This window comes from Patescibacteria group bacterium (assembly GCA_041665585.1).
In the GTDB taxonomy this organism is placed as follows: domain Bacteria; phylum Patescibacteriota; class Gracilibacteria; order JAHISY01; family JAHISY01; genus JAHISY01.
This window is the reverse complement of sequence record JBAYIN010000009.1, coordinates 1-25592: the sequence shown is the minus strand read 5'-3', so window position 1 is coordinate 25592 and position 25592 is coordinate 1. Positions and strand designations below refer to the sequence as shown.

General features: G+C 48.0%; 25 protein-coding genes. 16 read left to right on the top strand and 9 right to left on the bottom strand.

Annotation, left to right across the window (positions count from 1 at the left end):
- Window positions 1–135: 135 nt before the first annotated feature.
- Window positions 136–2124, bottom strand: a complete 1989-nt coding sequence (gene gyrB / locus WCV72_05265; protein MFA6458760.1) for a DNA topoisomerase (ATP-hydrolyzing) subunit B — start codon at window positions 2122–2124, stop codon at window positions 136–138.
- 168 nt (window positions 2125–2292) lie between these two features.
- On the bottom strand, window positions 2293–3564 hold the full coding sequence (locus tag WCV72_05260; protein MFA6458759.1) for an ATP-grasp domain-containing protein: 1272 nt from the start codon (window positions 3562–3564) through the stop codon (window positions 2293–2295).
- Between the two features lie 76 nt (window positions 3565–3640).
- Here WCV72_05260 and WCV72_05255 point away from each other — a divergent pair, with 76 nt between their 5' ends.
- The 3 genes from WCV72_05255 (at window position 3641) to WCV72_05245 (ending at window position 6714) form a co-directional block, all read left to right on the top strand.
- Complete coding sequence (locus WCV72_05255) at window positions 3641–4507, top strand: hypothetical protein (GenBank protein MFA6458758.1); 867 nt, start codon at window positions 3641–3643, stop codon at window positions 4505–4507.
- Between the two features lie 85 nt (window positions 4508–4592).
- Window positions 4593–5345 (top strand): class I SAM-dependent methyltransferase, encoded by a 753-nt coding sequence (locus WCV72_05250; protein MFA6458757.1) that lies wholly within the window; start codon window positions 4593–4595, stop codon window positions 5343–5345.
- Window positions 5346–5616: 271 nt separating this feature from the next.
- Complete coding sequence (locus WCV72_05245; GenBank protein ID MFA6458756.1) at window positions 5617–6714, top strand: Fic/DOC family N-terminal domain-containing protein; 1098 nt, start codon at window positions 5617–5619, stop codon at window positions 6712–6714.
- Between the two features lie 39 nt (window positions 6715–6753).
- On the opposite strand, the gene ppdK is transcribed toward WCV72_05245, so the two are convergent.
- Complete coding sequence (gene ppdK / locus WCV72_05240; GenBank protein ID MFA6458755.1) at window positions 6754–9363, bottom strand: pyruvate, phosphate dikinase; 2610 nt, start codon at window positions 9361–9363, stop codon at window positions 6754–6756.
- Window positions 9364–9695: 332 nt separating this feature from the next.
- Here ppdK and WCV72_05235 point away from each other — a divergent pair, with 332 nt between their 5' ends.
- From WCV72_05235 to WCV72_05220, 4 genes are read left to right on the top strand one after another with little or no spacing between them, the layout of a single operon-like run.
- A complete protein-coding gene (locus WCV72_05235; protein MFA6458754.1) occupies window positions 9696–10265 on the top strand; it encodes a transposase in 570 nt (189 codons plus the stop codon).
- Window positions 10266–10296: 31 nt separating this feature from the next.
- A complete protein-coding gene (locus WCV72_05230; GenBank protein ID MFA6458753.1) occupies window positions 10297–12069 on the top strand; it encodes an ABC transporter ATP-binding protein in 1773 nt (590 codons plus the stop codon).
- Window positions 12070–12122: 53 nt separating this feature from the next.
- Entirely contained in the window at window positions 12123–12614 is a 492-nt protein-coding gene (locus WCV72_05225; GenBank protein MFA6458752.1) for a hypothetical protein, read from the top strand.
- Entirely contained in the window at window positions 12615–13292 is a 678-nt protein-coding gene (locus tag WCV72_05220; GenBank protein ID MFA6458751.1) for an ElyC/SanA/YdcF family protein, read from the top strand.
- 38 nt (window positions 13293–13330) lie between these two features.
- Here the strand turns inward: WCV72_05220 and pyrF are convergent, their stop codons facing one another.
- Both pyrF and pyrE read right to left on the bottom strand, forming a co-directional pair.
- On the bottom strand, window positions 13331–14086 hold the full coding sequence (gene pyrF, locus WCV72_05215; GenBank protein MFA6458750.1) for an orotidine-5'-phosphate decarboxylase: 756 nt from the start codon (window positions 14084–14086) through the stop codon (window positions 13331–13333).
- 52 nt (window positions 14087–14138) lie between these two features.
- A complete protein-coding gene (pyrE, locus tag WCV72_05210; GenBank protein MFA6458749.1) occupies window positions 14139–14774 on the bottom strand; it encodes an orotate phosphoribosyltransferase in 636 nt (211 codons plus the stop codon).
- A gap of 56 nt (window positions 14775–14830) precedes the next feature.
- Between pyrE and WCV72_05205 the strand changes: the two genes are divergently transcribed.
- A complete protein-coding gene (locus WCV72_05205) occupies window positions 14831–15445 on the top strand; it encodes a transposase (GenBank protein MFA6458748.1) in 615 nt (204 codons plus the stop codon).
- A 1-nt stretch (window position 15446) separates the two neighbouring features.
- Here WCV72_05205 and der read toward each other — a convergent pair whose 3' ends face one another.
- Window positions 15447–16814, bottom strand: coding sequence for a ribosome biogenesis GTPase Der (gene der / locus WCV72_05200; GenBank protein MFA6458747.1), 1368 nt, complete (start codon window positions 16812–16814; stop codon window positions 15447–15449).
- Window positions 16815–16920: 106 nt separating this feature from the next.
- Here der and WCV72_05195 point away from each other — a divergent pair, with 106 nt between their 5' ends.
- Window positions 16921–17625 (top strand): YggS family pyridoxal phosphate-dependent enzyme, encoded by a 705-nt coding sequence (locus tag WCV72_05195; GenBank protein ID MFA6458746.1) that lies wholly within the window; start codon window positions 16921–16923, stop codon window positions 17623–17625.
- 58 nt (window positions 17626–17683) lie between these two features.
- Window positions 17684–18127, top strand: coding sequence for a hypothetical protein (locus WCV72_05190; protein MFA6458745.1), 444 nt, complete (start codon window positions 17684–17686; stop codon window positions 18125–18127).
- Here the strand turns inward: WCV72_05190 and WCV72_05185 are convergent.
- Window positions 18124–21096, bottom strand: coding sequence for an ATP-dependent DNA helicase (locus WCV72_05185; protein ID MFA6458744.1), 2973 nt, complete (start codon window positions 21094–21096; stop codon window positions 18124–18126). The two genes, WCV72_05190 and WCV72_05185, sit on opposite strands and share 4 nt — an antisense overlap.
- Before the next feature lie 105 nt (window positions 21097–21201).
- Here WCV72_05185 and WCV72_05180 point away from each other — a divergent pair, with 105 nt between their 5' ends.
- Genes WCV72_05180 through WCV72_05170 form a run of 3 tightly spaced genes read left to right on the top strand, consistent with a single transcriptional unit; the run spans window position 21202 to window position 22338 of the window.
- On the top strand, window positions 21202–21525 hold the full coding sequence (locus WCV72_05180; protein ID MFA6458743.1) for a hypothetical protein: 324 nt from the start codon (window positions 21202–21204) through the stop codon (window positions 21523–21525).
- Between the two features lie 59 nt (window positions 21526–21584).
- Window positions 21585–21815 carry a hypothetical protein gene (locus tag WCV72_05175; protein ID MFA6458742.1) on the top strand — a complete coding sequence of 77 codons (231 nt, stop codon included), beginning with the start codon at window positions 21585–21587 and terminating at the stop codon, window positions 21813–21815.
- Window position 21816: 1 nt separating this feature from the next.
- Window positions 21817–22338 carry a shikimate kinase gene (locus WCV72_05170; protein MFA6458741.1) on the top strand — a complete coding sequence of 174 codons (522 nt, stop codon included), beginning with the start codon at window positions 21817–21819 and terminating at the stop codon, window positions 22336–22338.
- On the opposite strand, the gene WCV72_05165 is transcribed toward WCV72_05170, so the two are convergent.
- Together WCV72_05165 and WCV72_05160 are read right to left on the bottom strand one after the other, a co-directional pair.
- Window positions 22335–22478 carry a hypothetical protein gene (locus tag WCV72_05165; GenBank protein ID MFA6458740.1) on the bottom strand — a complete coding sequence of 48 codons (144 nt, stop codon included), beginning with the start codon at window positions 22476–22478 and terminating at the stop codon, window positions 22335–22337. The genes WCV72_05170 and WCV72_05165 overlap by 4 nt on opposite strands.
- A gap of 47 nt (window positions 22479–22525) precedes the next feature.
- Entirely contained in the window at window positions 22526–23056 is a 531-nt protein-coding gene (locus WCV72_05160; protein ID MFA6458739.1) for a 50S ribosomal protein L11 methyltransferase, read from the bottom strand.
- 49 nt (window positions 23057–23105) lie between these two features.
- Between WCV72_05160 and ribB the strand changes: the two genes are divergently transcribed.
- The 3 genes from ribB to WCV72_05145 form a co-directional block, all read left to right on the top strand.
- A complete protein-coding gene (gene ribB / locus WCV72_05155; GenBank protein ID MFA6458738.1) occupies window positions 23106–24305 on the top strand; it encodes a 3,4-dihydroxy-2-butanone-4-phosphate synthase in 1200 nt (399 codons plus the stop codon).
- A 113-nt stretch (window positions 24306–24418) separates the two neighbouring features.
- On the top strand, window positions 24419–25405 hold the full coding sequence (gene ribD / locus WCV72_05150; protein ID MFA6458737.1) for a bifunctional diaminohydroxyphosphoribosylaminopyrimidine deaminase/5-amino-6-(5-phosphoribosylamino)uracil reductase RibD: 987 nt from the start codon (window positions 24419–24421) through the stop codon (window positions 25403–25405).
- Window positions 25406–25442: 37 nt separating this feature from the next.
- A partial coding sequence (locus WCV72_05145; GenBank protein ID MFA6458736.1) for a 50S ribosomal protein L27 occupies window positions 25443–25592 on the top strand: 150 nt, incomplete at its 3' end.

Below are 25592 nucleotides of genomic sequence, written 5' to 3'. Positions count from 1 at the left end.
TTCGCTCGTCGAATCAAAAATCTCTCAATCACTCATTCTTCAATCCTCGGATTGCTGAATGAAATCAGCACTGGAGCCAAAAACAAAAATAGCTCAGCCAAATAGGTCGAGCTATTTTTGCGTAAAGTGCTTAATTTAAATATCCAAATTCTCCACGCTCTTCGCGTGAGTCTGAATAAACTTGCGACGCGGCGGGACTTCCCCACCCATCAGCGTCTCGAAAATCTGATTCGCTTTTTCGGCATCCTCGACCGCGACACGCAGCTGAATGCGACGAGTCGGATCCATCGTCGTCTCCCAGAGCTGCTCCGGATTCATTTCACCGAGACCTTTGTAGCGTTGGATTTTGACACCGGCGGACGATGATTTCTTTTTGGGTGAATCTTCCTCCTCGTCAGAGTCATCCTCGACTACGGAATTTGAAGGAATTTCATCGACAGCGAGATGATTATCTTTTAGGATTTTGAATTTTTCTTCATCGGTGTAGGCGTACCAAACTTGCTTGCCTTTCGCGATTTTGTAAAGCGGCGGGACGGCGATATAGACGAATCCGCCATCCACGAGCGGACGGAAATGGCGGTAAAACAGCGTCAAAAGTAATGTCCGAATGTGCGAACCGTCGACATCGGCATCGGTCATAATCACGATGCGGTGGTAGCGCAATTTTTTGATATCGAAGCTGTCACCGATCGAAGTGCCGAAAGCGAGGACGAGATTTTTGATTTCATTATTCGCCAGCATGCGATCAAGTCGCGCTTGCTCGACATTGAGAATTTTTCCCCTGAGCGGCAGAATCGCCTGCGTGAAGCGATCACGGCCCTGCTTCGCAGAGCCGCCGGCGGAATCTCCCTCGACGATGTAGAGCTCGGATTCTTCTGGCTTGCGCGAGGAGCAGTCTGCCAATTTGCCTGGCAGATTCGAACCTTCGAGCGCACCTTTGCGGAGCACCGTGTCACGCGCTGCCCGCGCCGCGATACGCGCCCGCGCCGCGAGCGCACATTTGCCGACCATCGCTTTCGCATCGGCCGGTTGTTCTTCGAGATAATTCGCGAAGGCCTCACCGAAAATCGCATTCACGGCGGACTGGACTTCAGCATTGCCGAGCTTGCCTTTGGTCTGACCTTCGAATTGCGGATCGCGCACTTTGACTGAAACAATCGCAGTCAGACCTTCGCGCACATCTTCCGCAGTGAGATTCGTTTCGTTATCCTTGAGTAAATTATTTTTGCGCGCGTAGGAATTGATTTCACGCGTCAGCGCGGTACGGAAACCAGTGAGGTGCGTACCACCGTCAATCGTGTGAATGTTGTTGGCGAACGAGAAAACCTCTTCGTTGTAAGCATTGGTGTACTGGAGCGCGACCTCGACGAAAGCGTCTGGGTGTTCTTTGCCGACATAAAAAACATTCGTCAGGCGCTCGCGGTTTTGGTCGAGATTCGCGACATAAGATTTGATGCCACCCTCGAAGTAAAACTTATATTTGCGGTCGACGCGCTCATCGTGAATCGCGATTTTCACATCTTTCGTGAGGTAAGCCTGCTGACGCAAGCGTGTGAAAATTGTCTCAAGTTTGAAGTCCGTCCCCTCTTTGAAAATCGTCGGGTCAGGGTAAAAAGTAATTTTCGTGCCGTTAAATTTGGAAGCGCCGAGCGTCTCGAGTGGATACGACTTCGAGCCACCGTCGGTGAACTTCATGCGGTAGTGTTTGCCATCACGGAAAACCTCGGCAATGACTTTGACCGAGAGCGCATTCACGACTGAGACACCGACGCCATGCAGACCGCCGGAAACTTTGTAGCCACTCGCCTCCCCGCCGAATTTGCCTCCCGCGTGAAGTACTGTCAAAACAGTGTCGAGCGCAGATTTGCCTGTCGCTTTGTGTGTCTCGACTGGAATACCACGACCGTTGTCGAGCACGGAACAAGCACCGTCTTTTTGAATCGTGACGACGATTTCATTGGCGAAACCCGCCATCGCCTCATCGATCGAGTTGTCGACGACTTCCCAAATCAAATGGTGCAGCCCGCGCGCATCGGTCGAACCGATGTACATGCCCGGGCGTTTGCGCACTGGCGCCAGCCCTTCGAGGACTTGGATGGAATCGGCGGTATATTCTGAGGACATTTAGGTAAGGAGTAAGTTGTAAGTCGTAAGGAATAAGTTTTAAGTAGTAAGAAAAAACTTAATCCTTGATCCTTATTTCTTAGTTCTTATTTCTTAATACTTAATTCTTTTCCCGCGGATTTTAGCGGAAAAGCCCGAAACGCGCCAAACTGCTATTTAGCTGAATTTCTAAGCGACGATGACTTTCAATTGCTCGTGAATCTCGCGCGACTTTTGCTCTAGCGCACGGTAATTTTTGCCAGTAATGAGCAATACGGCGACTGGCTCGAAATTCTCACGAGCGTGTCCGACTAGCGAATCTTTCTTGGCTTTCATTTTGAAATAGACGAGCGCGGGATCTTTTTTAATTGCCGCGAGATTTTCGACACGCACGAATTTACCGTTTTGCTCCGGGAAAATTTCGAGCAAGGAAACAAATCTTTGCGCTTTCTTGCGTCGGCGCACCGGTCTACCAGTCACCGCGCGAATCAGTAAGTCGGGTAAGTAAAAGTCGTAAGCGTGTAAATACATCAGCGGTCGGTAACCGCCCATGCGACTCGCGATTTCGATGATTTTAACTTTTCCATTTTCATCGACAATCAAATCCGTGAAGACTGCACAGTTACGCAACCCGAGAACTTTGATGGCGGTCTCAGTAATTTTTTTCGCCTCACGCCAAATCTCGACCGGCATCTTGGACGGCAGCATCCGGTAAGCGAGGAAAGAGTCGTCACGACCAATCTCCGCTGCCGTCGTGATGTCGACGACCGACGGTGCGTGCCAAACGCGGTGGCTATCGACGAGTGAAGAGACTGTGATTTGCTTGCCGCGAATCGCTTTTTCGACCAAAACGATTTCACGCGGATCAGGGTAATTGAAGCGAAAATCGAGATATTTAAAATCATTCATCAGCTCTTCATCGACTTCATTTTTGAGCTGGCGAAATTCGTGCCAAGCGCGCGTGAGCGCTGCCGCGCTTTTGACGTGAAAAATACAGCGCGATTTGATACCCGCGATGGATTTGAGGAAAACATCGCCGCCGAGTTTTTGACGCGCGCGCGTCGCCTCCGCCAAGCTGTGGACGACTTCGAATTCGATGTTCTCCGGCATGACAGAAAGCGCGTGCCGCATCAGCACTTTGTTGCGCGTGCAGGCCGCCGCGTAAACCGTCGTCGCCGGCACGCCGAGCTTCTCAGCCAAATACGAACGCTGCACGACGAAGTGGTCATAATTGGAGACGACCGCTTTGACGTTGTACTTGGCTTTTAATTTTTTCGCCAAATCATCCCAGACTTCGCGCGAATTAAGATCGACTTCGAAAACTTCGTCAAAGACTTTGGCGGCGCCGTTGCGCTTCTGGCGCGTCACCAAAACTGCGGTAAATCCAGCTCTCTGCGCCGACTCGACACTCTCGAGTTTGTGGCGGTATTCGGTGAAAACAATTGCTTTCTTGCGACGCATGGCTAAATTCGCAGGCAGTTTAGAGATTCCTTTTTGTCAGCGCAACGATTAAAATTACGCCGTTTTAACTTTTCATATGCAGCTTGTTTTAATCAACAATAGTCACAATCCGAAGTGCGAAGAATATCTATTGAAAGCTGCTAAAAAGCGCGGACTTGAGACAAAAGTCATCAGCAGCAAAGATACACTCCTGGAGGTCGGCAAAAAATCAATAAAAAAAAACGACTTGATTTACCGAGTTGCGGTAGACACCAGCGAAGCTCTCCTTGAACAGTCGATTTTATTGGGCGGAAATTGTACTTCTTTTTTTAAGCCTGAAGAAACAATAAAAAGGCGATTCAGCAATAAACTAACTCGATATGTAGAATTCGCCAACGCCGGGATACCTATCCCGCAAACGATTTTTGCCAATGCGGTGAACGACACCGAACTTAAAAAAATTGCCCAGAAACTTGGTTTTCCTTTAATTATCAAAACCTTGAAGGATTCTCTGGGAAGAGGGGTATTGGTGGTTGATTCATATTTTTCACTTAAATCAATCAGCCAATTCTTGGTCAGTAAGGACATTGAGTTCTTTTTTCAGAAAATGGTCAAAGAGTCATCTGGTCGTCACATCCGAGCAGTCGTGCTCGAAAAAGAAATTTTGTGCGCCTACGAGAAATCTGTCCCCAAAAAGTTAGATTTCAGATCAAATGCAAATCGCGGCTTCTCTAAAAATAGAATCGTTCAGCTTAATCCGAAAATCCGCGAAATCGTCCTGAAAGCTGTCGCAGTAGCCGGGGTAGAGTTCGGCGGAGTCGATCTTTTGTACACAAAAAATGGCTTTCTGGTCAGCGAGGTCAATTTCCCTTGCAATTTCGGAGCCAGTCAGAATTTCACAGGGATCGACATCGCGGGCAAAATGCTCGATTTTTTGGTGGAGAAAGCTGGAAGAAATAATTGAACAAACTGGTCAGAAACCATGACAGGATAAAATAAGCTTTTTTTGTAGGCTCTTTTATGATAAAATAGTCCGACAAATTTAAAAAATGTCCAAACTCACACCGCCCAATTATTCCGAATACAACCCAAAAAATTACCAGGAGAAAATCCACACGCCTTCTTCTAGCCGAGAGTTTTTCACCGAGCATCTCAATCCCGTCATCGCCGAAGCGCTAGGAAAAAACCAACCGGTGACTGTCTTGAATATCGGCATTGGACCAGGACACGAATTCGACCATTCCGAAATTAAAGAAAACCCCGATTTAAAAGTCATAGGCGTCGACATTGACCATGTGACATTAAGAGAGCATACGAGAAAAAGACTGCCGCAAAGCCTCTTGGTGGCAGCCGACATAAGACACTCGCCCTTCGACGAAAAGAAGGAGTTTGCTGACTGCGGCGTGGTCACCAACGCTTTGATGTTCAATCCGAAAGAAGTTCTCGAAATGCTTTTCGCCTCACTCAAGCCCGACGGCAAAGCTGTCCTAAATAATTCAATTTTTGAGCTCATTAAGCCAGCCAGAAAAGCGCGACAACTCGCCAAGGGCTGTCAGAATTTCTCAGTTCCAATTAATTTTGGAGCGGAAGTCGTAAACTTCACAGCCATAGATTATTCGAACTACCAGCAAGCAGAATACCGTAAGCTCGGGACACAAATTTACCCAAGCACTTTGGCTGATGCCAAAAAAATGTTAACTCTGAGTGGTTTTCAGATTCTCGATTGCAAACAATTTGAATACCAAAAAAATAACAAGAGCGCGGAGACGACCGTTTTCCTCGTCCAAAAACCAGCGCAATAAATCAGCTCTCGTCGCAAACAACTCAGTGATTAAATTGTAAGATTATTCACTCATTCAATCATTGAATCATTTCCGTAGTGCCGCCTGCGCCGCGGCCAATCTAGCAATCGGGACGCGGAAGGGCGAGCAACTGACATAATTCATACCGACTCAACTAGAATTAAGAAATTTTTATTCTAGAACCTAGATTTATAATTTCTCTTATTCCAGAAATCGCTTGTAAACTAGAATAAGAAATGATATAATTCCAGCGAATAGAATTAACTTAATTATGATAAAAAAGTCTTTCGTCCCGCCATTCTTACCCCCGAAGTTAGACTATTCGCTAGTTTTCCAAAACATTATAAAGGCAAGGGATATTGTTGCGCGATATGATGAAGCCGTAAAAAGACTACCAAATCCAGAAATTATTCAACGCTCTTTTGAAACCAAAGAGGCGGTTTTAAGCTCAAAAATAGAAGGCACTCAGGCTACCTTAGATGAGGTTTTCATGTTTGATGCCCAAGATACTAAATCCGAACTGAACGAAAAAGAAAAAGATTATCGAGAAATTTCTAACTATCGTTTAGCCATAGAGTATGGAAAAAATCTTTTGAGAGAAAAACCCTTAGCTGAAAATGTGATTAAAAGTTTGCATAGCCTACTTCTAAATTCGGTTAGAGGACAGAACAAAGATCCAGGACAAATTAGAAAAACTCAGGTTTTTATAGGTCCATATGGTGCTACTATTGACCAGGCGACCTTTGTCCCACCAGAACCTCAACACATCCCAGCACTCTTCTCGAATTTAGAAAAATATCTCTACGCTGAGGATGCCATTGATCCCCTAGTTCAAATTGCCATCGCACATTATCAATTTGAAGCGATTCATCCATTCATGGATGGAAATGGACGAGTAGGAAGACTACTTGTGCCACTTTTCTTATATGAAAAGAAAATCACAGCTTATCCAAATATCTATATTAGTGAGTTTCTAGAAGAACATCGCGACACCTATTATCAATCCCTACAGGATGTCAGCGAAAAAGGTAACTGGGTTTCTTGGATTAAATTTTTTCTTGATGCTATTGCAGAACAGACAAAAATAACTTTGGAGCGAGTGGTAAAAATAGAAAAGCTGTACAAAAACCTAAAAGAACGAATGCCAGAGGTTAACTCAATTTATGCCATTAAGTTTTTAGACGCCATCTTTATTAAGCCAACTTTCTCTACTAAATCAATTCGAGAGACTTCCAAAATATCTAATAGCCAAACTTTATACACAGTAATCCAAAAGTTTGCTGAGCTTGAAATTATTACCGATGTCACGCCGAAAAGAGCGCGAAATAAAATCTATGTTTTTAGCGACTTAAGAAAAATTATTAAATAGCGAACCAAAAATAGATTATTCACTCATTCAATCATTGACTCATTTTCGTAGTGCCGCCTGCGCCGCCGCGAGTCGCGCGATCGGGACACGGAAGGGCGAGCAAGAGACATAATTCATGCCGACGCGGTGACAAAATTCGACCGAGGCTGGGTCGCCGCCGTGTTCGCCGCAGATGCCGCATTTCAAGTCTTTTTTGTCAGTGCGCCCGCGCTCGATACCCATCTGGACCAATTCTCCGACGCCGCGCTGATCGAGCGAAGCAAAAGGATCGTTATCGAGAATTCCCTCTTCGATGTATTTCGGGACAAATTTCGGAGCATCGTCGCGGGAGAAACCGAAGGTGAGCTGCGTGAGGTCATTCGTTCCGAAGCTGAAGAACTCCGCCTGGCGCGCGATTTTGCGAGCGCGAATGCAGGCGCGCGGAATCTCGATCATCGTGCCAACTGCGTATTTCAGCTGAACGCCGGATTTTTGAATGATGGCGTTGCCGGTCGAACGCACAATCTTCGCGAGTAAATAAAATTCTTCCATCATACCGATGAGCGGAATCATGACCTCGGGAATCACATCGATCTTTTCTTTTTTCAATCTGACCGCCGCCTCGAAAATCGCCTGCGCCTGCATCTCGACAATCTCGGGATAGACGACCATCAGGCGCGCGCCGCGCAGACCCATCATCGGATTGACTTCGTGTAGCGCCGCCATGCGCTCGCGCAGTTTTTGTTCGGAAATTTGGAGCGTCTTGGCGAGTCCGCGGATTTCTTTTTCTTCATTCGGGAGAAATTCGTGGAGCGGCGGATCAAGCAGACGCACGGTCACCGGCAAACCTTTCATCGCTTTGAAAATGCGGTAAAAATCGTCACGCTGGAATGGTAGCAATTTCGCAAGCGCTTTTTTACGCGCCTCTACTGAATCGGCGACGATCATTTCACGCACCGCGAGAATGCGCTCCGGCTCGAAAAACATGTGCTCTGTGCGACAGAGACCAATTCCCTCCGCACCCATTTCGCGTGCGAAAGCGGCGTCGTGCGGCGTGTCCGCATTGGTGCGAATTTTGAGCGTGCGGAATTTGTCCGCGAAAGTCATGAGCTTCTTGAAATTCGCATCGAGCTGCGGTTCGACCGTCGCGATTTCGCCGAGCATCACCTCCCCCGTCGAACCGTCGAGCGTGATTATGTCGCCGGCACTCACGATTTTCGTGCCGACACGGAATTGTTTTTTGATGTAATCAACTTCGATTTTCTCCGCACCCGCGACGCAGCAACGACCCATGCCACGCGCGACGACTGCCGCGTGCGAGGTCATACCGCCACGCGCTGTGAGAATTCCCCGCGCCGCGTGCATCCCGTGAATATCCTCGGGTGAAGTTTCTTTACGCACGAGAATCACATTCTCGCCGAGATTGCCGAAGTGTTCCGCTTCGTCTGCCGTGAAGACGACTTTGCCACTGGCAGCGCCCGGACTCGCGGGCAAACCTTTGGTCAGCACAATTTTCTTCGCCTTGGGATCAAGCGACGGATGCAGCAATTGATCGAGAGAATAAGGATCGACGCGCAGCACCGCTTCTTTTTCGGTGATCATTTTTTCGCGAACTAATTCGACTGCGATGCGCACCGCCGCCCGCGCCGTGCGTTTGCCGTTGCGCGTCTGCAGCAGGAAAAGTTTGCCGCGCTCGATGGTGAATTCGAGATCCTGCATGTCGCGGTAATGCTTTTCTAATTTTTGGTAAATCTTCGTCAGCTCGGCGTACACTTTCGGATTCGATTTTTGTAAATGTGAAATCGGCTGCGGTGTACGAATCCCCGCGACGACATCCTCGCCCTGCGCATTCATCAGGTATTCGCCGAAAAATTTCTTCTCGCCTGTCGACGGATCGCGTGTGAAAGCGACACCCGTGCCCGAAGTCTCACCGAGATTGCCGAAAACCATCGCCTGGACATTCACCGCCGTCCCGATCAGGCCTTTGATGTTGTTCATCTTGCGATAATAAATCGCGCGTGGATTGTCCCAGCTGCCGAAGACTGCCTGAATCGAAAGCTTGAGTTGTTCGAGTGGATCTTGCGGAAAGTCTTTGCCAATAGCGTTTTTCACGACTTTTTTGTAACTCGCAGTTAATTTTTCCAAATCCGCCGCATCAAGCTCGAGGTCATTTTTCACTTTCTTCGCAGCCTTCAGTTTGTCGAGTTCGTGTTCGAAATGTGCGTGCTCGACGCCGAGAACCACATCGCCAAACATTTGAATGAAGCGACGGTAAGCGTCCCACGCGAAACGCGCGTTGCCCGAGACTGCCGCGAGACCCGCGACCGACTTGTCATTCATGCCGAGATTCAAAACCGTGTCCATCATGCCCGGCATCGAAGCCGCCGCGCCGGAGCGGACAGAGACGAGCAAAGGATCTTTCGCGTCACCCAATTTCTTGCCCATTTTCTTTTCCAATTTGGCGAGATGCTCTTCGACCTCTTTCAAAAGTCCGGTCGGAAATTTGCCACCCGCTTGGGCATATTCCGCGCAAGTCTCAGTCGTAATCGTGAATCCCGGCGGAACCGGAATCCCGAGTGAGCTCATCTCGGCGAGATTCGCGCCTTTACCGCCGAGCAGCTCGCGCATTTTGGCTGAACCTTCCGAGAAATCGTAAACGCGTTTGGACATTTGAGAGTAAGGATTAAGGAGTAAGTTTGTAAGGACTAAGAAGTAAGAAAAAATAGAACAAAAAGCCCTCGAACAATCAGGGGCGGAAGAATTTTTCTAAGTGCATTTTAAGAAAAAGTAGATTTATAGTGCTATCTTATTCCTTTGTTCTTTGTTCTTAATCCTAAACTTAGGTGCGAAGATTTTAGTCGCCCTGCTCTGTCTCAGCAACTCGCCCTTTTGAACACAATTTTTATGCTCGATAAAACGCTCCGAATGTTATCAGCAGAAACGCATTGCAATGCGTTTCTACCCCTATGTTTTTAGCAAAAGGTCGATGTTAGAATTTTTGCGTGAAATTCCAAGAAAAATACCGCACGGAATCACATCGGCTAACCGGCTGGGATTATTCCCAAGATGGTTTTTATTTCATCACTATATGCACCCAAAATCGAGAAAATATTTTTGGCGAAATTCGAAATGGAAAAATGCAGCTCAGCGAGATTGGAAAAATCGTAGAAGAAGAATGGCAACGAACCGAAAAGATTCGCCGAAATGTGAAATTGGATGCGTTTGTCGTGATGCTGAATCATCTGCACGGAATTGTGATTATCGACAATGTTTTGGAATCAAAAAATGTAGAAACGCATTGCAATGCGTTTCTACAAAAACAAAATTCGGGACAAAATTACAAAAATAAATTCGGTCCTCAATCAAATAATTTGTCGGCAATTATCCGCGGTTTTAAATCCGCCGTCACAAAACGCATTCACCAAATCCAACCTGCGCTCGACCGCGTCTGGCAACCGCGATTTCATGACAGGATAATCCGCGACGAAGATGAACTAAATCGCGTTCGTGATTATATTTGGCAAAATCCCGAGAACTGGGGAAAAGATGAGGAAAACCAAGAGAGATTTTGAACACAATTTTTATGCTAAAATCACGACTCGCATGCAAGTCTCATTTTGGTCGGTCGCGAAATTCATCTGGAATTACCTCCGCGCAAAGCCGCTATGGCTCAGCGGCGTTTTGCTTTTGGTGATTTTACAAAGTGCCGCCGAAGTCGCGATGCCGCAGCTGTTCGGAATTTTCACCGACACGCTTGTAAATCACGCGACGGATCCGAGTGCGGCTTTCCCGGCAATTTGGTGGGTACTCACCGCGATTGGCGCAGCCGGGATAATTTATTGGATTGCGAGTAAAGGCAAAAATATTTTCTGGGATTCACGCTGGACGCGGATGCTGGAAGAAATTCAGACTGACGCTTTTTTCCGTGTCCAAAGATTTTCGACTGACTGGCATGTAAATTCATTCTCCGGCGCGACGATGCGCAAAATCACGCGCGGTGTCTGGGCCGCCAATAGTTTTGCCGACCAATTTCTATTCACCTTCATTCCGCTGTCCTTCATCGTGCTCGGCATGATTGGGTTGATGTTTTGGCGCTGGACGGCAATTGGCGGAATCATCGCCGGAGGTGTCGTAATTTACCTAGCTTTCAGCGTTTTCGTCGTGAAGAAATTCGTCGCGCCGCGCTCCCGCGCCGCGACCGGCACAGATACGAAAATCGGCGCGACACTCGCCGATGCGATTTCCTGCAACGCCACAGTGAAAATTTTCGGTCGGGAAAATTTCGAAGATCGCCGCTTCGCGCGCGTCGTCGAAAAATGGCGTGACAGCCACTTCCGCCTTTGGCTCACCTTCAATCTGACGGATGTCGCGCAAGCCTTCGTAATGACGCTTTTCAAATTCGCGCTTTTAATTCCAGTGGTGCTTTTCTGGGCGAATGGCGAAGCCAGCGTCGGCGACGCTGTTTTCGTGCTGGCAAGTTACAACCTGATTTCAAGTCACCTGCGTTCGATCGGGGAAAAAATTCGCGAAACGCAAAAGGCAGCGAGTGAATTGGAAGACATCGTCCAATTCAGCCAAATGAATTTCCATGTCGCTGACCGCCCGGGTGCAAAAAATTTGGAAGTCAAAAAAGGCGCGATTGAGTTTCGAAATGTGAGCTTCAAATATTCCAATCAGAAAAAGCCGATTTACCAAGATCTGAATCTGCACATCGCACCGGGTGAAAAAATCGCGCTCGTCGGACGCAGCGGCGGCGGCAAGACGACTTTCGTGAAATTGTTGCAACGCCTTTACGATGTGAAAAAAGGCGAGATTCTTTTCGACGGTCAAAACATCGCAGACATCACGCAAAAAAGTTTGCGGCGCGCCATCGGCGTCGTGCCCCAGGAGCCAATTCTTTTTCACCGCAGTCTCGCGGAAAACATCGCCTACGGTCAGCCGAATGCGACGCTGGCGGAAATCCGAGCCGCCGCCCGCGCGGCGCACGCGTCGGAATTTATCGAGAAATTACCTGAAAAATACGAGACTTTCGTCGGTGAACGCGGCGTGAAATTGTCAGGCGGCGAACGCCAGCGCGTCGCCATCGCGCGCGCTATGCTCGCCGACACGCCGATTTTGATTCTGGACGAAGCGACCTCGAGTCTCGATTCCGAGAGCGAGAAATTGATTTCGGATGCGCTCGCGAAATTGATGCACGGCAAAACTGTCATCGTCGTCGCCCACCGCCTCGCGACGATTCGCTCCGCCGACCGGATTTTGGTTTTCGAGAATGGTGGTATCGTCGAGGAGGGCAAACACGCCGCCTTGTTGAAAAAACCAAATGGAATTTATCGCCGACTTTTCGAGCTGCAGGCAGGCGGATTTATCGCAGAGTAGAGTTTGCAGTAAGATAATTACTACAGTAAAATAAAAAACTTAAATATTTGATAATGGATACCTCGTCTGAGACCGAAAAAAGCCAATCTAAAGACTTACTGCTTAACCTTAGTCAAGATTCACTTGCATTCAAATTCATGAAAATTTTTGTGGAAAAAGCTGATTTCGAAGTCCTCCTAGCAAATAACGTTAGGGACGCTACGTCAATAATCATGGAAAGATTGAATCTAAGTCCAAAGGCTCTTATCGCCCTATTGTCTAATGAGGAAATGTATGTTTTTAAAAGAGATTTAGCCGAACTTTATAAAAATGTAATTAAGGAATTAGAAATACGAGGCGTAGATAGACAAATCATTCGCAATCAAGTTTTGATTATTTGCAGCGATAAAGTTTCTGCAAAACTTAGAAGCTGTTTAGGAAACATTTACGAAAAGAAAACCAAAAAAATGATAACTCCTCAAGGGACTCTTGTTGAAGGAGACCCCAGAGATTTAACTAAATTTTTAGTCAAAAAAAGAGAAGAAATCCGAGAGTCAAAAAAATAAATGCAAAGAAAAATTTTTTTATTTCGACCGCGTTTCATCGTTCTGTTTTTAATTTTAATTTTGGTTAGCGGAATTTTGGGAGCTAATCTTTGGGTTGGACAAGTCGCCAAAAATAAAATTTTTCGTGAAGCTGTGGAAATCAAAGATCGCCAAATCGTCCTAGTTCTCGGCGCAGGCGTGAAGCAAAATGGCGAACTGACAGACATCTTGCGCGACCGACTCGACTCCGCAATCGAGCTTTTTGTAGACAAAAAAGTCCTCAGGATCATTGTGAGTGGTGACAATTCGCGAACGAATTATGATGAGACGGACGCAATGCGCGACTACCTGCTCAAACAGAATATCCCGCCGCGCGCGATTTTCACCGATTACGCCGGCTTCGACACTTTCGATTCGATTTACCGCGCCAGAGAAATTTTTGGCGCGACGAAGCTGGTAATCGTGAGTCAGGAATTTCATCTCCCGCGCGCAATCTTTTTGGCTGAGAAATTAGGGATCGAGGCGGTCGGCTTTTCGGCTAATCTGCGAGCATACACTGGTCAGACTCGCCTAAATCTGCGCGAAATATTCGCGAATGTGAAAGCCGTCGGCGATATTTTGCTCGGCACCAAGCCGCACTTTTTGGGAGATAAATTCGAACTCACTGGCGACGGCCGTGAGAGCTGGGCAGAACAATGATTTAATAATTCAATGAGTAAATAAGAAAATTAAATCATTTACTCATTCGCTAATTTTCTCATTGAATTCCAGCCTGCGGCGCGGTACTTCTCCGCTTCACTAATCGGATCGGCACTCGCGTAAATTCCGCGCCCGACGATGATGATGTCCGCGCCATTTTGAATCGCTTTTTCCGGCGTATTGTAAGTTTGTCCGAGCCCATCTCCCCCACTTTGCAGTTTTATTCCAGGAGTCAGAATCAGGAAATCCTCCCCGGCAGACTTGCGAATTTTCGCGAGTACCTCCGGTCGGTCACTCGAACCGATGAAGCCGACGACGAAATCGGAATTCTGCTGCGCTAGCGCGACAGTCTTCAGCGCATAACTTTCGTCAAACAAATTACCTTCTGGTGTCATCTGCGCGAGCAGGATTAAAGCACTATTTTTATTGACCTTTTTCAATCCGTCGATGATGCCCTCGCCCACGATTGAGTGCGCATTGATCAGATCCGCCCACTCGGAAATGTGATAAATCCCGCCGCCAAATTGAAGCGAAACGGTATTGCCGATGTCCGCGAATTTGCGGTCTTCGAAAATCAGGAAGTTTTGGCGGTCAGCCATTGCGCGTAATTTTTTGGGAAAATCGGACGTGAAGTCTTCGAGAATGTCGACATGCGTCTTAAGCATGCAAATCTCGTCACCGATTTTTTCAGCTAATTCTAGGACTTTGGCGCACTGCGTGAAATCCGCCGCGACGCACAGATTGCTTTGTTTCTCCTGAATAATCGCGCGAACTTTGGCAATCAGTGGGTTCAATTTGTAAGGATTAAGAATTAAGGATTAAGGATTAAGTTTGTAAGAAATAAGATTAAGTTTTTTTATTCTGATTTTCGAACCAACTCGCCGGGTCGGCGGAAAATTCGAGCACCGCTTTTTTCTCCGCTTCGCTGATTTCGAGCTGTTCGACAATCGCCGTGAAATTCGTCAAAGTCCACCAGCGCACTTCAGCCTCTCCTAGCTTGGTCGCGGCTTTTTCGAATTCGTAAGTCGAGATTGCGATCACGCCGACGACCTCTGCGGAAATTTCGGAACGCAGCGCAGCGACGGCTTTGACCGTCGAGCCAGCCGTCGAGAACAAATCTTCGATGACGAGAACTTTGGAATTCTGAGCGAGCGAACCCTCGACTTGCCGCGAAGTACCATGGTCGCGCGGCTCGGGTCGCACATAAATATAAGGTTTTTTCAGGCGATCCGCGACGAGCATGCCAAAAGCAATTGCGCCCGTCGCGACTCCGGCGACCGCATCGAATGTGAGTCCTGTCTCGGCAATCTTTTGCAAAAATCCCGCGAGGATTTTTTCGCGCGCATCAGGAAAAGAAATGAGCGCGCGCGTGTCGCAGTAAATCGGCGCACGAATTCCGCTCGTCCAGGTGAATGGTTCGGCGGGATTGATCTTGACCGCCCCGCGGTCGAGCAAGATTTTCGCGATTTCGTCGGCGAGCATTTGAAGACTTTAGTTTCAGTGAGTTTAACAAATTTTCAAATTGCTAAACTTGGCAGGTGCGATTTGAAGAGAAATTTCAGCTCGGCTCAGCGCGCTTGAAAGATTGGGATTATTCCCAGGACGGATTTTATTTCGTCACAATTTGCTCATACAGCCGCGCAAATATTTTTGGTGAAATCAGAAACGACCAAATGATTTTGGGAGATTTCGGAAAAATCGTGGAGAGATGTTGGCGCGCTATTCCGACGCATTTTGTGAACGTAAATTTAGATAAATTCGTCATAATGCCTAATCACCTGCATGGGATTGTGGTGATTGATAATCCAAATCCCAAAAACACCACATGTTTAGATGTAGAAACGTTGCATGCAACGTTTCTACAAAATCAAAATACAATGTTTTTAAACACGCGAAAAACAAACTATTATTCCAAAATTTCACCAAAACCAAATTCTCTTTCGACGGTAATTCGATCATTCAAATCTGCCGTAACAAAAAATATTCACCAAATCACCCCTGCTCTCGACCGCGTCTGGCAAAACAATTTTTTCGACCACATCATCCGCGACGACGAAGAACTAAATCGCATCCGCGACTACATTATTTTGAATCCGAAACTTTGGAACGAGGACAAGGAAAATTTGAAACTGGATTCCAGCACGCTGATTTAAATTACGCTCGCTCCGCATTCTTCCGCGCATCTCTTTTGCGCTCTCTGAATTCAATCTTGAGGGGCACGCCCGCGAAACCGTATTCTTCACGCAAACGATTTTCGATGAAGCGGCGGTAGCTGAAATGAAACGCCAGCGGACGATTCACGACCAGGGCGAAGGTCGGCTGTCTCTGATTTTTGAGCTGCGTGACATAGTAAATTTTGGGCGGCGCTTTCGCGTTGTCGGTCTGCGCCGGCGAGTGTTGTGAGACGATTTTTTTGAAAAAACGATTCAGCTCTGGCGTCGGAATTTGCTTCGCACGCTCTGCCTGCACTGCGAGAATTTGTTCGAAAAGATTGGGAATGTGACGACCAGTCTCGGCGGAAAGCATCACGACACTCACCCACCGCGCGAATTGGAAACGCGCGGAAAGATCATTGAGCCAAGTCTTTTGCGCAGTTTCGAATTCATCCCAAAGATCGATTTTATTGACGACGATGATGATGCCACAACCCGCCGCGAGAACTTTTTCGGCGACATGCAAATCCTGCGCGACGACTTTTTCCGAACCGTCGAGCAAGAGCAACGCGACATCCGCGTCCGAAATCGCATTCAATGTCCGACCAGTCGCGAAACGATCAATGCCTTTGCCAATCTTACCCGCGCGACGAATTCCCGCGGTGTCGAGCAATTGAAATTTCTGACCATTGACCTCGACGACTGCATCGCCGACATCGCGCGTCGTGCACGGAATCTCCGAGACGACGAAGCGTTTTTCGCCGAGAATTTTGTTGACGAGCGAAGACTTGCCGACATTTGGTCGACCGACGACCGCGACTTTCGCCGCGATTTTCATTTCAGTTTTTTCCGGTTTTAATTTTTTCTCTGAGCGAATTTTGCGTAATTTCTTGGTCAGAATGCTTTTGAGCTCGTCGAGTCCGTTTTTGTGAATCGCGGAAATCCCGAGCGGCACATCGAAACCGAAGCTCGCAAAATTCATTAAATTCGTAACATCGTCATTCTCAAATTTATTGGCGACGAAAATGACCGGCTTGGATGTCCGACGCAGCATCTCGGCAGCGTGCGAATCCTCAGCGGTAATTTCGGATTTGGCATCGACCATGAAAACGAGCAAATCAGAATTCGCAATCGCGAATTGGACCTGCCGCTGAATGTCATCATCAAGATCACCGCCACTCGCGGTCTCGACGCCGCCAGCGTCGGTGAGGATGAATTTCACGCGGTTAATCATGACCTCACGCTCGATGCGATCGCGCGTCGTGCCGGCTTCCTCCGCGGTAATCGCGAGATGTTTGCCGATGAGATTATTGAAAAGCGTGGATTTGCCGACATTAGGTCGACCGATGAGAGCGACGCGGAGTTGCATTTTATGCGATAATTTTAGCGTAAAAAATGAAAAAAAGCTTGTGCTAACTGTCATCCTCGCGAAGCTTGTCCTCGAGAAATCGGGAGCGGGGACCCAAAATTATAATATGTCCAACATTCCCCAAAATCTCGCCGCATTTAAAACCGAGCTCGCCGCTGTTTGCCGCGATTACGGTCGAAATCCTGCCGAGATTTCGCTGGTCGCCATCACGAAAAATCGCTCGCCAGCTGAGATTAATGCACTTTTGCAAAGCGGCGTGAAAATCATTGGTGAAAATCGTTTACAGGAATTTTTGGCGAAAAAAGCTGAAATCGCAGAATGTGAAAAGCACTTTGTCGGGCGCATTCAGTCGAATAAAGCTCGCGAAATTGCGCGCGAATTCGATGTCATCGAAAGCGTCGCCAGTGTGAAAGTCGCGAAAATTTTGGATCAATCCATTAATCCTCGATTTTTAAATGAATCCGTTAACCCCCGAGTTAACTCGGGGGTTAACTCCGCCATCAAGAAACTCCCGATTTTTTTGCAAGTGAATCTCGCCCGCGAGACGCAGAAAGACGGATTTCTGGAAGAAGATTTGGAAGACGCTGTAAAGGCAATTCGCGAATTACCCAATCTGAAAATCGTCGGCTTGATGACGATCGGTCTGGCAGGAGACGAAATTCAGACGCGCGAGATTTTCGAGCAAGGCAAAGCTCTGTGCGATAAATTCGGACTCACGCAATTCTCCGCCGGCATGTCGGACGACTGGCAGCTCGCCGTCGCAGCGGGTGCGACGAACTTGAGAATTGGGAGGAGGTTGTTTGAAAATTAGAACTTGACCGGAAAATATTTATTGCTAAAATTAAGTCTTATTTTTTAAATTCATAATCATGGACGAACTAATACCAAGAAATCCCGCAGAATTAGCTAATGAAATATCGCCGAGAAATCCCAACGAATTAGCTTTTCTAAATAAAGTCGCCGCTGAACTTGAAATACTTGAAAAAGCCAAAGAAATGCTCAGTCGCAGCCAAAATGCTCGAAGAGCAATTCTTAAGTTAATTGAATTAAGATTGATTCAACCTGGTCAAACTTACGCAAAAACAAATATCAATAAACTTTACGGAAAGTCTCATGACGATATCGTAAAGACAGCTTCCAAATATCTAGAGTCAGGACTTTTTAATCAAAAAACAATCGATAGAGAAACTATTGCAAATATTCTAGAGGGAATTGATTTAGCTATTCCCCAATTAAAAGAGACTATTGAAAATATTACGCGCGGAAAGATAAGAATGGCTAACAAGATTAAAAAAATCGAAGTCGAAGACTAATTTCCGCAAACCTCCCGAAAACTACACCTTGAACAATCGGTCGATTCATCACAGTCGAATTCGAGTTTTTGGATTTTGACCCACGCCTCGCGAATCGTTTTTTGCAATTCGACCAACTCGGCTTTTTGCGGCGCGAAACTTTCATCGCGAAATTCACCCTTCTGGTCAGGTCGCACGAAACTCAAAACCAATTCTCGCGCCTGAAAAATGAAACGCGAGTCGAGCTCAGCGAGCAAGGCATAAAACAAAAGTTGGCGGTAGGCATCGCCCGTCGAATTCGCCGTCTCGCCCCGAATCGCCGCTGGCGTGAGCGGTGCCATCGATTTGTAATCGATGAAACGCACTGCGTTTTTCGTATCCGGAATCGCATCGATACGGTCGATTTTACCAGTCAAAGGAATCGCATCCAATCGAACTTCGTGTCGCGCGAAATTGAATTCGACTTCGAGCGGCGGACGCAGATTGGCGGAATGCGAGTCAAGATATCTTTCAAGCGCGAGCACCGCATCGCGTTCGAGCGATTCGCGCTGAGCGACAGTCAGCGGTTCGCGGTCGAGGCTTTTTTGGAGGGCAAGTAAAGCAATTTCGATTTTGGGTAGCGCGCCGGTTTTTTTGAATTCCCGGAAAAACTCTTCGAAGGCGGCGTGCACCGCCGTACCGAAAATCGCACCGAGCCGGTCATCGACCGAAATCGCCGTTGGAATTTTGAGTAAATTCTGCAGCAAGAAACGACGCGGACAAGCGAGAAAATTATTGAGACCAGTTGGCGAAAGTCGGTAATTTTCGAGCAAGCTCGCGAGAAATTTTTGGGTGTCTTCGCTCAGCTGACTCGCGACAGTCGTCGGCAAGCTCGCGAACTCAGCGGCAGGAATTTGAATTTTTGTGGCTAAATTGTCGGGAATTTCCGAGAGAAAACGCGAAGGTGCCAGCTCCCGAAATTCATAATTGCCCGCGACAGAAATCGTGAGCCGCTTCTTCGCCCGCGTCAGCGCGACGAAAAATAAGCGGCGCTCGTCTTCCAATCTCTGCGCTTTGTCGTCCTCAGCGGAATTTTCCAAGGCGGCATCGAGCGCGGGCAACTTGATCATTTCACGCTGCGCGCGACCGCCCCAGGAATTATCGTCGGCGTGAATCACGAAAACATTTTCCCACTCGAGCCCTTTCGCGGCGTGCGCCGTCGTGAGTGTGAGTGCAGCGTGCGCACGCGACGGCGTCTTGATTGGGAGAGAATTTTTTCGCATCGCAGCCAAATCGTCGAGCAAATTTTCGAGCGTCGGTTCATCATAAGAAATCGCGAAATTTTTGGTGAAAGCGAGAAAAGTCGTCAAAGCCTCCGCTGATTCAAACTCCTTATTTTCAGCAATTCGCGCACTCATCCCGCTCCCCGCAACGATATTTTCGATGAATTCGAGCAGGTTCTGTTCGGCGCGCATTTTTTGAAATCCGAGAATTTTGGTCGCGAAATTCTGCGCGGCGGAATTCTCTGATTCGAGCGCAGCATCGAGCAGGTTTTTTTGAAAATTGGCAGCGGCGGCAATTTTGTAAACTGCTACTTCGGGAATCTCTGTGAAATCAGCGAAAAAAGTCGCGAGGGCGCTCACCGCGTCGCGTGGCTCGACCAACATTTTGAGAAATTTGATGAGCTGTCGCACGCGGAAATTTTGGAGTGCATCGAGTCCATCCGCGCGAAAAAACGGAATCGCGTGGCGCTGCAAAAAACCCGCGAGCTCGTCGCCGTGTCGCCGATTGCGGTAAATCACGGCGATTTCAGCGAGTGGAATTTTGGCGGCGATGAGTTTTTGAATTTCTGTGCCGACGAAAACAGTCTCGTCCGCCGCGCTCGTCGCGAAAGCAATTTGCGGCAGGGGCGCATTTTCGGCGGAATTTTCCGCCAGCAAATTTTTGGAAATGCCTTCAAGTCGATTTACGAGTCGCTCGGAATTATGGGCAATCACTGAATCCGCCGCAGCGAGAATTTTTTGCGTGGAGCGGTAATTGCGCGTCAGTGTGACGATCTGCGCGGCGGGAAAATTTTCGTGAAAGTCGAGAATATTCGCGAGCGACGCGCCCTGAAAACGGTAAATCGATTGGTCGTCATCGCCGACGACACAGAGATTGGGCTTCGCGTCGAAACTCCCCCACGCTTTGAGAATAGCGTTTTGCGCACTATTCGTGTCTTGGAATTCATCGACTGTCGCGTAGAGAAAATTCTCCTGCAAATAGGCGAGCAAAAATTCTTCCTTGGAATTCAACTTCTCGACGACTGACAAAATCAAATCGTCGAAATCCGTGAAGCCTTTTTCGTCGAGCGCAGTCTGGTACCGCGCGTAAAAATCAGCCAACTCGAAATTTTTGGCGAGGCGTTTTTCCGCCGCCAGAATTTTGCCAAAAGGTTTTTTGGTGCGCGGATTGATCCGCTCTTGCTCGCTTAATTTTCCTTGTTCAATCGTGAGAAGCGCACGAAAACGCTCCGGTGCGACACCTTCGCGTTTGAGATTCGAAAGCGCCGAACTCAAATCGCGCAAATAAAGATCTGGCGCGCGCAGCGGCGCGAGCAATTCGAATTTGCCGGAACTCAGAATTTCGCGGAAAACTTGGATTTGGCGCAACGCGTCAATCGGAATGCGCTCGCGCGTCGTCGCAAATTCGGACGGAAAAGTCGCGTGCAGCCGCGCGCAGAACGCGTGAAAAGTGAACGCAGAAATACCGAACGCCTCCGAGCCAATCACGCTCGCCAGTCTTTTTTTGAGCGCAATCGCGCCAGACTCAGTGAAGGTCAGTGCGAGCAGATTGTGCGGTCGCGCCTGCGTTTTTTGCAGAATATTGGCGAGTCGCAAAGCCAGCGTCTGCGTCTTGCCTGTCCCCGGACCAGCCACAATCAAAAGCGGACCTTCGATGTTTTCGACAGCTGCGCGCTGCGCCGGATTCAGCCTGTCCAATTCGGTCTGGAATTTTTGAGCAAAATTCATAGGACAATTTTAACCCAAAGTTTGAACAAAACTTTTGACTAATCATTTAATTAAATTCCCAAAAAAGAGATAAAATTCAGCCTTCATTTTTTTATTTTGAAAAATATGGCAACTGAATATCTCATTGGCATAAATGACCCCTGCAATGGAGACAAGGCGATAACTACGCTAAGTGCAGAAAGTTTTGAAGCCCTCAAAGATGTTTTGAGAACTTATGTCTTAAGAGGCGCAGTCATATCGTCAATTACTGAATGGCCTACAACATCACTTGACGAATACGCTAATTATGACGCTGGAAAAAATAAAAACCATCATGTGTGTTTTTGTCGAGGGTTAATCAAAACATTGATCGCTTTATCGGTCGGACCGGATTACGAAAAGGAAAGGTGTTTGGAGGAAAAAAGCTTAAGCCAATCATCCGAGCAATAATAATTTAGAAGCTCTCGACAATCGTTTCGTGAAATCCGGGAAAGTGTAAAATTCCTTTGATGTCATCCAAATTGAAAAAATTCTTCGCGAAATTCAGCCTCAAACCGCGTCCGAATTTTATTCCAACTTTGTTCACCGCAGTCGGCGTCATCATGGTCTGGCGCGGCATGTGGTATTTCTTGGATCTTTACCTTTTCCCTGAGCAGCCTTTCGTGAGTGGCGCAGCCAGCATCGTCATCGGACTCGTGATTCTCTATCTGCCGGAAGGCAAAATCGACAAATTATTTTGAAATGAACATCCTCCTGATCGGCATGCCGGGCAGCGGCAAAACGCGCATTGGTAAAATTTTGGCTGAGAAACTCAGTCGGGAATTTATCGATGTCGATGAATTTATCATGGCTGAAACCGGCAAAGATTCCGCCGAACATCTCGCCGAACTCGGCGATGACAAATTCCTGGAATTCGAAGCGAAACTCATCAAGAAAATCGCGGTCGAAAATGCGGTGATTGCTTCGAGTGGCAGTGTGCCACTCGTCGCATCCGGCATCGCCCATTTGAAAAAAAATGCCTTCACGGTTTGGCTGCGTCCTTCGCTGGAATCCATTGAGAAAAGAGTCGCGAAACGGCGCGACGGCGCGACCCGCATCGTCGGCGCACAGACCAAAACTCTCGCCGAGATTTTGGCGTGGCGCGAGTCGGAATATGACCGCCACCAGGATTTGATTTTGGAAATTGAGTCTGAAATGCCGAAAGAGCTCGTCGCTGAAAAATTAGTCGAGCGCCTGCGGACAGAGAAAATTATCGCAGACTAGATGCCCGCTGCGAGTAGATAAGCCTTGACCGCAGCCTCTTCGACGATCATGTCGAAGCCCCACAAAAATACGCACGCCGTAATCGTGAGCAGCAGCGTGAGGAGCAAAAGCCGACGCGAGTGAGAAGGAGAAATTTTCATTTTTTGGTGTTTATTTCTTCTCATCTTAGCAGAAAACACCCAAGAAATCAAGCCTCCAAGCCCTGCTCGTAGATAAAAATCTTGGCAGCGCGCGCCTCCGCCGGATAAATTTTCTGCGGCTCGAAGCCCGGCAGACTGAAACTCGCAGAAATTATTCGCGCGCCTGGCTTCAATTCTTTTTTAAATTTGGGGGAAAGCTTCAGCATCACCTCAGGCAAGAGGTAGCAGAAAACCACATCGGCTTGCGACAAATCTGCGGTGAAAAAATTGCGGCGGTAAATTTTCGCCTTAGTGCTTTTGAGCCAGCGATTCGCCTGCGCCAGCAACCACACAAAAACTGAGATTTCGTAACCTTCCGCATTCGCGCCAAAAAATTTTTCCGCCCGAAAAACGATGCGACCATCACCGCAACCGAGATCGACGACTTTTTCACCAGGACGAATTTTCGCAACCAACAGCATTTTGGCAATCGTCTTGCGATTCGACGGCACGAAGGGTGAACGAAAAAATCCCGCAACAAAAAAATAAAACAGGGAAATCATAAAGGCAAAACCGAGAAAAATCAGGAAATCCACCATGGCGATATTTTACTCGCAATTTTGCGCGTGCCGAATTAAAATCTTGCGCATGCTGAATACAATCGAAGAAGCGCTTCGGGATTTGAAGCGCGGGAAAATGGTAATCGTCGTCGACGACGAAAATCGCGAAAACGAGGGTGACCTCATTTTGCCGGCGGAAAAAGTCACGCCGCAAATTATTAATTTTTGCGCCAGCGAAGGGCGCGGACTGATCTGCACGCCCGTCTCGCTCGAAATCGCCAATCAGCTGAATTTTCAGCCGATGAATTGCAACCCCGAGGATCCCGACGGCTGCAATTTCGCCATTTCCTGCGATTTGAAAGCAGGCATCGCGAGCGGCATCTCCGCCAGCGACCGCGCCAAAACGATTCAAAAAATCGCCGACCCGCAGGCGAAAGCCACTGACTTCGTCCGCCCGGGACATGTCTTTCCGCTGCGCGCGAAAAAAGGCGGCGTCTTGGTCCGCACCGGACACACGGAAGCGACCGTCGATCTCGCCCGGCTCGCTGGCTTCCGCGAGGCTGGCATTTGCTGTGAAATCATGAAAAAAGACGGCACGATGGCGCGCCTCCCCGACCTGCAGAAATTCGCGAAAAAATGGAAACTCAAAATTATTTCAATCGAAGCACTAATCGCTTTTCGCATGGCGAAAGAGTGTTTCGTCGCCAAAGTCGCCGAATCGAAGCTGCCGACGAAATTCGGTGATTTCAAAATTAGCGTCTTCCGTAATTTACTGAATCCGAGCGAGGAGCATCTCGCGCTGGTCAAAGGCGAAGTCGCCGGCAAGAAAAATGTTTTGGTGCGCGTCCATTCGGAGTGTCTGACCTCAGACGCTTTCGGCAGCCTGCGTTGCGATTGTCGCGAACAGAAAGAACTCGCCCTCGAGAAAATCGGGAAAGAGGACGGCGTACTTTTATTTCTGCGGCAAGAAGGTCGCGGCATCGGACTGTGCAATAAAATTCGGGCTTATGAATTGCAGGACCGCGGCGCAGATACCGTCGAGGCGAATGAGCGACTCGGCTTCGCTGCGGACGAGCGGAATTATGGCATCGGCGCGCAAATTCTCGCTGAGCTCGGGCTGACTTCGATTAAACTGCTCACGAACAATCCGAAAAAACTCACCGGAATCGCTGGATACGGACTGAAAATCACGAAAAGAATTCCACTCGAAACTTCACCGCATGCGGTGAATCGCAAATATCTCGCCACGAAAAAGCGCAAACTCGGTCACACACTGAAAAAGGTCTAATTTTGTAATTTTTAAAATAAATTCGAAATCTCAAATTTTTTGAATTTGCATTTTGAGCTTTATTTGAAATTTGGGAATTGGTATTTGGAATTTATTTTCGATAAATTCTCAATATGTTTTCCGAAAAACAAATCATGAATCGGGCAATCCGGCTTGCCAAAAAAGCCCTCAATCCAAGTCCGAATCCGCGTGTCGGCGCGGTCATTTTGCGGAATGGAAAAATCGTCGGCGCAGGTTGGCACGAGAAAGCCGGCGGACCGCACGCTGAAATTGTCGCGCTGAAACAAGCGGGCGCGAAAGCCAAAGGCAGCGAACTCTTCGTCACACTCGAACCCTGCAATCACCAGGGAAAAACTCCGCCCTGTGCACTAGCAATTTTGAAAGCCGGAATTCGGAAAGTCTCAATCGGCATGCTCGACCCGAATCCGCTCGCCGCCGGTGGCGCGCAATTTTTGCGCGCGCACGGAGTCGCAGTCACAAGCGGAATCCTAGAAAATGAGTGTCGCGCACTAAACAAAATTTGGCTAAAAAACGCCAGCGCTTTAACCTCCGAGAAATCTCAGTGTCTGCCTTTCGTCGCACTGAAACTCGCGCTCGACGAACACGGGTCGACAATTCCCGAGCCGGGCAAGAAGTGGATCAGCTCGAAAAAAAGTCGGCGCGCGGTGATGCGAATGCGTCGGAATTTTGACGCAATCGCCGTCGGCGTCGGCACAATCGTCGCCGACAATCCCCGCCTCACCGTTCGCGGTCTGAAAATTGTGAAGCAGCCCGTGCGAATTGTTTTCGATCCGAATGGACGAACGCCCAAAAACGCCAGAGTGCTTGAAAATAGTGACGAGACACTTTTAATCACGCGCCGCGAATTTCCTGATTACGATCTGCGGAAAATTTTGAAGAAACTTTTCGCGCGCGGTATTCACTCGATTTTTTTGGAAGGCGGACTGACGACGGCGAAAAAATTCTTGGCAGAAAATTTGGTCGACGAGATTTTTCTTTTTCAAAAAGACAGCAAAGCGAAGACGAAAATTTGGCAGAAAAAACAGCTCAGCAAAATTGAGGAATTCGATGGCGACGCGCTTTTTTATTGGCAAAAATAAAATTAGGTTGTAAAATCCGCGAACATAATTTCAAACAATGGCTCATAAGAAAGCTGGTGGCTCCACCCAAAATTCGCGCGATTCGCAGCCGAAGTACCTCGGTGTGAAGAAATTCGGCGGTGAAAAAGTCGTCGCCGGAAATATCATCCTGCGCCAAAAAGGCATGAAATATGAGCCGGGAACGAAT

Excerpts from the sequence above, each read along its gene's own strand:
- gyrB (MFA6458760.1), bottom strand. The coding sequence starts at position 2,124 with ATGTCCTCAGAATATACCGCCGATTCCATCCAAGTCCTCGAAGGGCTG.
- WCV72_05260 (MFA6458759.1), bottom strand. The coding sequence starts at position 3,564 with ATGCGTCGCAAGAAAGCAATTGTTTTCACCGAATACCGCCACAAACTC.
- WCV72_05255 (MFA6458758.1), top strand. The coding sequence starts at position 3,641 with ATGCAGCTTGTTTTAATCAACAATAGTCACAATCCGAAGTGCGAAGAA.
- WCV72_05250 (MFA6458757.1), top strand. The coding sequence starts at position 4,593 with ATGTCCAAACTCACACCGCCCAATTATTCCGAATACAACCCAAAAAAT.
- WCV72_05245 (MFA6458756.1), top strand. The coding sequence starts at position 5,617 with ATGATAAAAAAGTCTTTCGTCCCGCCATTCTTACCCCCGAAGTTAGAC.
- ppdK (MFA6458755.1), bottom strand. The coding sequence starts at position 9,363 with ATGTCCAAACGCGTTTACGATTTCTCGGAAGGTTCAGCCAAAATGCGC.
- WCV72_05230 (MFA6458753.1), top strand. The coding sequence starts at position 10,297 with ATGCAAGTCTCATTTTGGTCGGTCGCGAAATTCATCTGGAATTACCTC.
- WCV72_05225 (MFA6458752.1), top strand. The coding sequence starts at position 12,123 with ATGGATACCTCGTCTGAGACCGAAAAAAGCCAATCTAAAGACTTACTG.
- WCV72_05220 (MFA6458751.1), top strand. The coding sequence starts at position 12,615 with ATGCAAAGAAAAATTTTTTTATTTCGACCGCGTTTCATCGTTCTGTTT.
- pyrE (MFA6458749.1), bottom strand. The coding sequence starts at position 14,774 with ATGCTCGCCGACGAAATCGCGAAAATCTTGCTCGACCGCGGGGCGGTC.
- der (MFA6458747.1), bottom strand. The coding sequence starts at position 16,814 with ATGCAACTCCGCGTCGCTCTCATCGGTCGACCTAATGTCGGCAAATCC.
- WCV72_05195 (MFA6458746.1), top strand. The coding sequence starts at position 16,921 with ATGTCCAACATTCCCCAAAATCTCGCCGCATTTAAAACCGAGCTCGCC.
- WCV72_05190 (MFA6458745.1), top strand. The coding sequence starts at position 17,684 with ATGGACGAACTAATACCAAGAAATCCCGCAGAATTAGCTAATGAAATA.
- WCV72_05185 (MFA6458744.1), bottom strand. The coding sequence starts at position 21,096 with ATGAATTTTGCTCAAAAATTCCAGACCGAATTGGACAGGCTGAATCCG.
- WCV72_05180 (MFA6458743.1), top strand. The coding sequence starts at position 21,202 with ATGGCAACTGAATATCTCATTGGCATAAATGACCCCTGCAATGGAGAC.
- WCV72_05175 (MFA6458742.1), top strand. The coding sequence starts at position 21,585 with ATGTCATCCAAATTGAAAAAATTCTTCGCGAAATTCAGCCTCAAACCG.
- WCV72_05170 (MFA6458741.1), top strand. The coding sequence starts at position 21,817 with ATGAACATCCTCCTGATCGGCATGCCGGGCAGCGGCAAAACGCGCATT.
- WCV72_05165 (MFA6458740.1), bottom strand. The coding sequence starts at position 22,478 with ATGAAAATTTCTCCTTCTCACTCGCGTCGGCTTTTGCTCCTCACGCTG.
- WCV72_05160 (MFA6458739.1), bottom strand. The coding sequence starts at position 23,056 with ATGGTGGATTTCCTGATTTTTCTCGGTTTTGCCTTTATGATTTCCCTG.
- ribB (MFA6458738.1), top strand. The coding sequence starts at position 23,106 with ATGCTGAATACAATCGAAGAAGCGCTTCGGGATTTGAAGCGCGGGAAA.
- ribD (MFA6458737.1), top strand. The coding sequence starts at position 24,419 with ATGTTTTCCGAAAAACAAATCATGAATCGGGCAATCCGGCTTGCCAAA.